7 protein-coding genes are annotated in these 9,043 nt (G+C 41.9%); 2 read left to right on the top strand and 5 right to left on the bottom strand.

The genetic code is table 11. From position 1 onward, the window contains the following. Positions 1-316 precede the first annotated feature (316 nt). Both H6G86_RS23280 and H6G86_RS23275 read right to left on the bottom strand, forming a co-directional pair. Positions 317-754 carry a hypothetical protein gene (locus H6G86_RS23280; RefSeq protein WP_190936302.1) on the bottom strand — a complete coding sequence of 146 codons (438 nt, stop codon included), beginning with the start codon at positions 752-754 and terminating at the stop codon, positions 317-319. Positions 755-1,145: 391 nt separating this feature from the next. After that, positions 1,146-1,526 carry an endonuclease domain-containing protein gene (locus H6G86_RS23275; RefSeq protein WP_190936301.1) on the bottom strand — a complete coding sequence of 127 codons (381 nt, stop codon included), beginning with the start codon at positions 1,524-1,526 and terminating at the stop codon, positions 1,146-1,148. A 338-nt stretch (positions 1,527-1,864) separates the two neighbouring features. Between H6G86_RS23275 and H6G86_RS23270 the strand changes: the two genes are divergently transcribed. After that, positions 1,865-2,233 carry a cyclic nucleotide-binding domain-containing protein gene (locus H6G86_RS23270; protein ID WP_190936300.1) on the top strand — a complete coding sequence of 123 codons (369 nt, stop codon included), beginning with the start codon at positions 1,865-1,867 and terminating at the stop codon, positions 2,231-2,233. A 155-nt stretch (positions 2,234-2,388) separates the two neighbouring features. Then, complete coding sequence (locus tag H6G86_RS23265) at positions 2,389-2,754, top strand: Lin0512 family protein (RefSeq protein WP_179075039.1); 366 nt, start codon at positions 2,389-2,391, stop codon at positions 2,752-2,754. A gap of 40 nt (positions 2,755-2,794) precedes the next feature. Here the strand turns inward: H6G86_RS23265 and H6G86_RS23260 are convergent, their stop codons facing one another. The 3 genes from H6G86_RS23260 to H6G86_RS23250 form a co-directional block, all read right to left on the bottom strand. Then, on the bottom strand, positions 2,795-3,502 hold the full coding sequence (locus tag H6G86_RS23260; protein ID WP_190936299.1) for a PIG-L deacetylase family protein: 708 nt from the start codon (positions 3,500-3,502) through the stop codon (positions 2,795-2,797). A 102-nt stretch (positions 3,503-3,604) separates the two neighbouring features. Further along, positions 3,605-5,614, bottom strand: coding sequence for a glycosyltransferase (locus tag H6G86_RS23255; protein WP_190936298.1), 2,010 nt, complete (start codon positions 5,612-5,614; stop codon positions 3,605-3,607). 513 nt (positions 5,615-6,127) lie between these two features. Next, positions 6,128-8,938, bottom strand: a complete 2,811-nt coding sequence (locus H6G86_RS23250) for a DUF3131 domain-containing protein (RefSeq protein ID WP_190936297.1) — start codon at positions 8,936-8,938, stop codon at positions 6,128-6,130. Between the last annotated feature and the right edge of the window lie 105 nt (positions 8,939-9,043).

Genomic DNA, 9,043 nt, shown 5'->3' with positions numbered 1-9,043 from the left:
CGAGTTCTGTCAAAGAGATTGTTGTAGTGACCCATGCTACGAAGCGGTCTTTCTTGACCAAGGTTGGGACGGTCTACTACTATTTCTAAGATACAAGGTTGGGTTGCAATACTACTCGGTTAAGGATTTTGAACTCAGAATTGGGTTTGGGGAAAAGGTTTTTGGGGTTGGGTTAAAGGTTTTTTCTTTCCCTTTTCCCCTTCCCCTTTTCCCCTTAACCGACAAGTATTGGGTTGGGTTGACGTAAGGAAACCCAACTTATATTTAATGCACAAATTTAGACTTGACACGGCACTAGATTTATGCAAGGAGTGGATTATTGCAGCAAAGGAGTTGTGCCGTTACCGTTAGTTGACGCATTGGCAATTGCAGCTTGAGCAGGTTGAGTAGCAAGAACCGCTACAAGTGGAGCAACTTTTGAACTAGATTTTTTATTTCTTTTCCCATTAGAGCCGCCAGCTTTGGAATACTGTATACTGTTTCTGCCGTAGACAGTTGCAACTCCACTTAGCATTCGTTCAGACATTTCGGAGAGGGCTTTATCCATCTGGGTTATTGTTTTACGCGATTCTTCAAGATTGGACACAAGCGTGTTATGAGCTTCTAACGTCGAACGGGTAGTGTTGATAAGGTAGTTGTAGGCTTCAATGGTTAATCCATGTCCTAAATCCAGATTTTCATCAACGGATTTAAGCAAGGCGAGACGAAGTTGGGCTTTGTCAACAGCAGCAGAACCACGAGTTCTTAAAGACATGAGATATCCTTTTTTTTAAGAATTCCTTTTTCAACATAGTGGAGTATCCTTTTGCCTGAGATGGGTAGTTTTGTAGATTTATTTCGTTGAACTTTTAATGAAATAATTACGAGTTTATCTGTATTTTTACTCATTTTCATATCGATTTGTTGTTTGAGAATAAGTGCAATCAGCAAATGCGAACGCCATATCAGCAAATGCGAACGCCGAATCAACAAATGCGATCGCTGAATCAACAAATGCAATCGCTATATCAACAAATGCGATCGCTAAATCAACATTAGAAAGGGGAAAAAAGAATATTTCATCGTATACACAAGTCGAATTACCCCCCTTATAAAGGGGGGAAATAGGAAATCTATCTAGTTCCCTCCCCTTTATAAGGGGAGGGTTAGGGTGGGGTAACTTCCCTCAACCGACAAATAACTTCCCTAATCTTATCCATCACACCATCAATATCTTGATAAACTTCTTGATTCGTAAATCTCAAAAATCTCGTACCTTTTGATTCCAAAAATGCTTGGCGATCGCGGTCATATTCTGGAACTCCATCTTGATAGTGACTATCACCATCAATTTCTATGGCAAGTCTCAATTCCGAAGAATAAAAATCTACTATAAATCTGTCAATACTGTATTGTCTGCGAAATTTACAGCTTTCAATTTGTTGATTTTTAAGTTTTACCCAAACGATTTTTTCACATGGGGGCATATTGTTTCTAAGAGTTTGCCGTTTTTGCTTTTCTGAGCTTTGGTTATACAGCTTTGTCATCAGCGTTTTCATATTCCTGGACTCTACTTATTATTCCCAGCATTACCCCCCTTAATCCCCCCTTGGAAAGGGGGGAAAAAAGAAATCTATCTAGTTCCCTCCCCTTTATAAGGGGAGGGTTAGGGTGGGGTAATTCGAGGACTGAATAGTGATTCGATAACTTATGTGTACACCGTAGAGTAAAACCAGGGAGAGGTTTTTAGGCGATTAGGAGACTAATCAGGAATTTTGCGGAGATTGAGTGAGAGTTAATCAACATAAAGTAGTATACTTTTTTGGGTTCGCCTAAAACTATCAAAAAGTTTCGTCTAAAAACCAAAAATTTTAGGGTCGCTCTAATGCTAAGTCCTGTAATAACAGTCAGTATCTTTCAAAAACAACCCGATCCTGAAGCATTTTCAGCAGGTGAAGTCATCTTTGAAGAAGGACAGTCTGGTGATAGTATGTACGGCATTCTGGAAGGAGAGGTAGAGATAGTAGTTAATGACAAGGTTGTAGAAACCATTGAGAAGGGCGAAGTTTTTGGTGCTGGAATACTTGTAGGAATAAAAAATAGAAATTACACAGCTATTGCCAAGGTGGATACTAAACTAGGTTTTCTTGATGAAGAAGGGTTTCTCTTTGCCGTTCAGGAAACACCTATGTTTGCCATACAGGTGATGAAAAGTTACTCAGAGCGTCTTAGTCGCTTACAACGTCTGGTCTAAAGAAGGCAGGGGGCAGGAGGCAGAAGTTTGGCTCTCATCGTAGGACTCTGCATGAAGGGTCTTGTAAGGAAGAAATGCAGTATTCCAACTGAGCCTTCTGTCCTCACTATAGCTGCCTTTGGTAGTGAAAGGTGGAGAATTTACCGGAGGTAGTAATGGTGCGTAAACGGTTGATTATTGAGATGGGAATGGGAATAGATCAGCATGGACAAGAACCTACAGTAGCAGCATCTAGGGCAGTAAGGAATGCGATCGCTCACAATGCTTTACCTGGTGTTTGGGAAGTTGCAGGTTTAAGTCATCCCAATGAAATGATTATAGAGGTTCAGGTAGCAGTGCCATATCCAGAACAAGTTAGAGAAGAAGAGGTACTAGCTGTCCTACCATTTGGTCGGAAAACTCTTACTGTAGAATCTGGGGGAATGATAGTTCAAGGGCGGGCCATTCCTGAACTAAACGATAAAAATGATGAAATGTTGATTGCGATCGCAGCTGTTACAGTTCTGATCGAAAATGAGTAGTTGCGCTTTTTACCTCAACATTTATTTAATCAAATGACGATTAGCTGTGTTTAATTGCTTGGTAATTATTAGCCATTGCTGTAAAAAAGTTAGCATCTACACATTGTCGGGAAATTTCAAAAGCTTCAAAATAGCCATCTTTCTGACCTAACTCCCGTGCCCAAAAACGAGATAAAACCAGTATGGCATCAAGTTGCATAAATGCTTTGTTTACCTCTGATTCATAACAGCCGATAGCTGCAACTTTTTCCTCAATTACAGATGTAATATCCACAAAAAAGTTGGGTTCAAAACCACGCAAAAAAACAGGCGGGGCAGAATACCACAAAGTTATGTTTTTACGGGTAGCAACATTAGAAACTGCGATCGCACACACTTCATGATCTCTATGTCCATATTTTTCAGGTTGTGGTGCATGAGTAATAATTAGAGCCGGTTGCCAACGCCTAATAGCTTCCTCAGTAACTTTAATCACTGCTTGAGTTGAGAAATTGTACTCCTCAAGTGCATAAAACTCGTAAGTTGCACCGATGATTTTACCTGCTGCATCCGCTTCTTGATGACGTGTACCCTTAATAGGCGAACTGGAAAGACTGCCATCAGTCAAAATTAAACAACGAATATTCCACCCTGCCTTGGACATCAGACTGAGAGTACCAGCAGCAGGTAGAACTTCATCATCAGCATGAGCATAAATTGTTAAGACAGTTCGTTGACTAAAGTTTTTTGAATCCGAATCAGTGTTCATAGGTATGTTTTCTAGATTGGATTTATGAGGGAGAGACGCGATTAATTGCGTCTGTAGCAACTAGCGCGACATCCAGAGAAGAAAAAATACTTGTATTACCTCTTAGGTTTCTTTTGGAGGTTGCCAAACGGATGCGCGGATGATAACCGACAAAAGTAACAAGTTATAGATAGCCCAAGCACTATTGATTAGGTGAACCAAAGGATTATTTAGATGACCAATTGCAAAGCGGTAAAGACTCCATAATATCCCTAGAATAGTAAGGATTAAGATAACTAACTGCGGCCAAACCAGCCTGAGATAAATACCAGATTGCCTCTGCTTAGGTGTGACTTGAAAATTGAGTTTTTGTCCTGTGAACACACTCCATACAGCTTGGATTAGCAGGGGGAATAAAGCGATCGCATATTGTTCAGAACGCCAAACTTCTGTAGCTGGAATGCCCCAGGTAGCTGCTAAGAAGGTGAGACGGTTGATAATAAAAGCGGGGAAAAAGTGTATCGCAAAGTCAGACCCGTAGGTTTTAACTGGAACAATGTCTGTAAAAAAATAGATAATTGGACAAGAAATAAACACCAGAGTTGCAAAACCAGAGAAATAACTATACATCGTCTTAAAATATTGCAACCTTTGCCAAAAGGTTAGTCCTGATTTTGTCAGTGGATTTTCCCGAACTAGTACTTGGATAGTTCCTTGTGCCCAGCGTAGTCGCTGCTTAAGAGTAGAACTCAGGTCATCTGGCGCTAAACCTTCTGCCAAAAGTTCATTGTGATAAATAGATTTCCAGCCAGCACTATGCAGACGCATGGCTGTATTCATATCTTCTGTAATGCTATTACTCGATACCCCACCAACTAAATCAAATTCATCTAAACGTTTTTCATCTTTGGCAAATTCATCAGCAAAATTTTGCAGTCCTACACTAACTAATGCCTCACGCCTCAATATCGCATTTGTGCCTGTATAGAACGCAGCATTCATGCCATCTTTACCTTGTTGGAGTGGCCCATAAAATAAATTTGCTCGATGTCCAAAAGGATCGCCTGGAGGAATATTGTAAAAATCCTGGCGAGTCTGTACAAAAGCAATTTTATTCTCGTCGTATTTTCCTGTTGAAATTTTATATGTATAAAAATAAGGCACAACTCGCTTCAGAAAATTTTGCTTGGGAATGTGGTCGGCATCTAGAGTAACAATAAAATTTCCTGCCGTTTCCCCAGAAAAAATTGCGTAATTAATGTTGCCTGCTTTCGCATGATGCGCTACACCAGGGGTTTTGGGACGAGCGATGTACCGAAACCGGGAGAGTTCCAAAAGTTCAAGTTCTTTCTTACGAATAGTTTCCTCTAGGGCTTTCCGTTCAGTAGTGAGGCGATCGCGTAGCGTCTCTCCAAGAGAATTACTAATACTTTCATGAGTCGGAGATAACCAAAGAATAAATTGTCGCAGGCTTTGCACAAATTCCGTAGCCAACTGATTAACCACTGGTTCTGATGATGATGTTTGCAACCATTGTTCTGCGGCCTGAGTATTAGGTGTCAGATTTTCTAGTTGCTTTAGACGCTGCAATAAAGAAGAGTGTTCTGCATCAATCCGATTTGCTTCTTGTTGTAGTTGTGGTGACTGCAAATCCTCAATACACAATCTTTCTGTCATAGCCCGTATATCAGCCGAGTTACCATCATCTAGAACATAAACTCGTAACTTTGTTGGCGGATAATCCATTGCCAGAGCAGCTTTGGCAGTTTCCTCTACAATTTCCGGCGGTTCGTTGTAGCAGGTCACAAAGACATCTACTGTTGGCCATTCGGATCTGGGTAAAGGTGGAGTCATCTGGTCGAGAGACTTAATTTGTCGCACTAAAGGTCGCCATAACCCAATCACAAACATCACACCGCCGAAATAGCTATAAATTTCTGCTATCAACAAAGGAATAGAGATCCACAGTGCATCAAAATTTATGGAATGGGTGATGCGCCATTGCAAATACCAGATACCAAAAATTAAATTTATTTCTGCAAGATAGCGAAATAACAGCGTTCTTTTTTTGAGTAATGAGCGACTATTACCAGAAAACTTTGAGGAATTATCACTAATAGAAACTGAACTCATCTTAGTACTATTTTAGATTTTGAATTTTGGATTTTAGATTCGACTACGCTCAGTAACCATCAATGCCATAAGCGAGAACCAAGCTGATAGGTATATGTTGCATCGCTTTTAGCGTCTCCCCTTGGGAGAAGAAAAAGATTTGGGTCTTGGGAACCAGGACTTTTGACAAGAGGAGGGAAAGTTAGACCAATAGAACTAGGGAGTCCTGGAGGCTATTCCCGATGAAATGGGAAGCCCCTCTGTAAAGACTAGACGGAGCTTCCCACTTTATCTGCATTCCTTCAGAATAAGTATTCCCTAGTTGAATTCATTACTAACAACCTATTACCAACCCAACATTACTGCTAGTAGTCTGCCAACCCAAAAATGCTAAGTGAGGACTGGGGAAAGGGGAAAGGTTAAGGGATTTAAACCCTTTCCCCCTTACCCCTTACCCTTTACCCCGCCAAGTACACTTGGCGAACTGCTAGAGGACGCAGGCACGCATCTTTGCATTCCTGCGTCTGGCTTCTCTTAATGTTGCTCGCTAGCTGAAACCCAGTAACTGCCAGAACTATCAGAAATTAACTTAGTTTGTTGTTTGGCAGTGTTGGGTAGACCTCGCCCAGAATTTCCCTGACTAACTTCTTGCCACCAAGGAGATTTCATGTCATTTGTCGGACGAATTAGAGGTTGTTGATTCGTTACCTTGTACAGCAAGGATTGCAAAATCATACTGTTGGTGCTGCTGGTGAAACCAACTGCCGTTTTACCTGTGGCTTCATAGAAACCCTCATAAAATCCAGCTAATGGATTATATAAGTCAGTCGTTCCTTGCAGTAACTCTTGACTGTACTTGTTTTCTGGAAGCAGGGAATGATAGGCAAAAGCGACTGCTGTACTTACCAATCGCCCTTTTGGTACAGGTTGACCGTCATCTCCTAAAGCCACCCAAGACTCACCTTTTCCAGTAATTGTGCTGTGGACAGTGTAAGGCTTACGATCAATCAAGGTGGTAGCTGAGGCTGTGAGGTTGCCGGTGCGACGATAACGTTCAGCTTGTGCTTGAAAAATTGGTTCAAAGAGCGATCGCATTTGTGGATCTAGTCCAAACTCCAAAGCATAGAGTAAGAAAGGATTACTAACTGTGTATTGGTTTTTGGAGTTGCTATCTTTGCGGTGGCGTTGAATTGGCACTTTCACTCCCTCTACTAAGGCAGTTTGATATTCTCCGCCAACAGCAGAACCATTAACATTAAATCCCCATAATTGAAAAGCTCTAGCTGCATATTCTTCATATCCCAAGCGGGTTTCGGGGTTGACGCGGATTAGCGATCGCCCTTCTTGCTCTTTGGTGACAGTCGCACTGGATAGAATACCTTCGCGTACCACACGCAAGTATGACCAATCCAGCACAATTTTATCTACCGCAGCCGTGTATTCTGAATGACAGGTTTTTAAGTTGTAAAGTGCTGCCAGCATTCTACCTAAATCCAAAGCTGACCAGCCGTTTCCTTCTGGGGCTGGATTTCCACCGTAATCTACTAGTTGGAGCGATCGCGTATCATAACTCCGACCCGGCAATTCTCCAGCAAACAATGGTAACTTTATCAAGGCTCCTAAAAGATGGCGGGTGCGCTGGTCAAATTCCTTGGGAGTAATTATATCGAGCGATCGCGCTGCATGGAGGGCTGCGAGATAATCTCCTAATCCCCAGAGGGTTGCGCCTTTGAAATCACTGCGATCGTCAATCAGCCCATTTTTGGAGTGATAATTCGCTTGAAAGTATCGCCAAGCCGCCTCTGCATAGCGCCGTTCAATCACCGACAGCGATCGCTCCATCTTGATCTGAGATGATGGCTGAGGACTATCTACTGGTGGAATAGGTGCAACGGCGACTTCTTTAGGTTTAGAAGTATCCGGAGGGGTTGCAGTGGGAGCCGTAACAGTAGAATTCGGTTGATTTGCGATCGGAGTTGTAACAGTAGAATTCGGTTGATTTGAGGGTGTTGCAGGAGAAGCATTTTCACTGGGTTTGCCAGTAGACACACTCGCAGAACTAGAAGCAATTAAAGGGTGATTTCCCTTAGCTTTGTAGTATAAAATCTCCAAAATCAGCCCATTAGTATTACCTGTCAAAGCTTTATTAGGCTGTTTAGATTCTTCATAGATACCAGCATAGTAACCACTATTATCAGGGCTACGGAGATCCTTGACAGCATCAAAAACTTTTTGAGCATAAGCATTCTCTGGAAAAAGATAGCGCCAACCAAAAGCAGCTTTGGTACTAATGCTGCGAAACTGTGGATAAGGTTGATTAGCATCCGTGATTGTTGCCCAGTTTGCACCGTTGGCGTAAACGGTGTTGTAGAGAAAATAAGGCGCTTGGTCAATATTATCTTCTGTAACCGCAGTCAACTGCCCTGTGGTATCGTAACGCCGTTTTTGTACATCTAAAACCCTGGCAGCAAAATCAGCTAACTCACCTTGCAAGCCAAACTCAATCCCTTCAAGGATATAAGACTCACTAACAACGTAATTATTAGCGTTGGTGCTTTGAAAGTCACGGGTATCAACGGGAATTTGCACACCATTAATTTCGACTAACTTAAACGGTTCTAAAGAAATAGCTTTGGGTGCGGGGAAACCCCAAAGTCCATAACCTCTAGCCCCGTATTCTTCGTAGCCAAGTCGTCCTTCTTGCACCAACAAGGTTTTGTTGTCTGGGAGAACAGTAGCGCCAAAAAGCTGTCCATCTTTGAGCGATCGCGCCACTTGCCACTTTGCTACAATTCCTTTAAGCCAATCATTATATTGCGGATGACAGGTACGGATGACATCAAACGCTGCAAGTATTCGCCCAACATCCAAAGCAGACCAACCAATACCCCGCTCAAGGGGATTATTGCCATAATCAACCATTTGTGCATTGGCTGCGTTATAGACTTTATTGGGCAAAGCATCCTCAAATAACTTTAAGCTGCTGAGAGTCGTTAAAAATTTGTTGAGACGAGCATCAAAATCTGCTTGGTCAGTAAGATTCAACCAGCGTGCAGCATTCAACGCCATCAGGTAGTTACCCATATCCCAGAGTGTACCAGAAGGATAACCCCCTGTAGAATTGGTAAATCCTGTTGCTGGCTGATAGTTTTTGACAAAATACTGCCAAGCCCCACGAGCGTAAGTTTGTTCTTCAGGTGTCAGAGGGGCTGTAATATTACTACAGCGATTGGAATTTTGAGATAAGACTGGTGTCGGGATGTAAAACAAAAATTGCAGAAATGTTCCAATTAGGAACAATGCAATCCATCTCAACAGCTTTTGTTGAGGAGGTTTGTATATCATACGCAAAAAAGGAATTAGGAGTTAGGAGCGCATAGCGCGTCTGTACAGTTATATTCCTAAATCAAGATTTATTGGGTGTATTTTTTGTGTAATGGCTTTATCGAT

The organism is Nostoc sp. FACHB-133 (assembly GCF_014698055.1).
Classification (GTDB): domain Bacteria; phylum Cyanobacteriota; class Cyanobacteriia; order Cyanobacteriales; family Nostocaceae; genus Nostoc.
The sequence above is the reverse complement of the archived record's forward strand: the minus strand, read 5'-3'. Positions and strand labels throughout refer to the sequence as shown.

What these genes read in the sequence shown, in the direction of transcription:
- H6G86_RS23280 (WP_190936302.1), bottom strand. Translation starts at nt 754, where the DNA reads ATGTCTTTAAGAACTCGTGGTTCTGCTGCTGTTGACAAAGCCCAACTT.
- H6G86_RS23275 (WP_190936301.1), bottom strand. Translation starts at nt 1,526, where the DNA reads ATGACAAAGCTGTATAACCAAAGCTCAGAAAAGCAAAAACGGCAAACT.
- H6G86_RS23270 (WP_190936300.1), top strand. Translation starts at nt 1,865, where the DNA reads ATGCTAAGTCCTGTAATAACAGTCAGTATCTTTCAAAAACAACCCGAT.
- H6G86_RS23265 (WP_179075039.1), top strand. Translation starts at nt 2,389, where the DNA reads ATGGTGCGTAAACGGTTGATTATTGAGATGGGAATGGGAATAGATCAG.
- H6G86_RS23260 (WP_190936299.1), bottom strand. Translation starts at nt 3,502, where the DNA reads ATGAACACTGATTCGGATTCAAAAAACTTTAGTCAACGAACTGTCTTA.
- H6G86_RS23255 (WP_190936298.1), bottom strand. Translation starts at nt 5,614, where the DNA reads ATGAGTTCAGTTTCTATTAGTGATAATTCCTCAAAGTTTTCTGGTAAT.
- H6G86_RS23250 (WP_190936297.1), bottom strand. Translation starts at nt 8,938, where the DNA reads ATGATATACAAACCTCCTCAACAAAAGCTGTTGAGATGGATTGCATTG.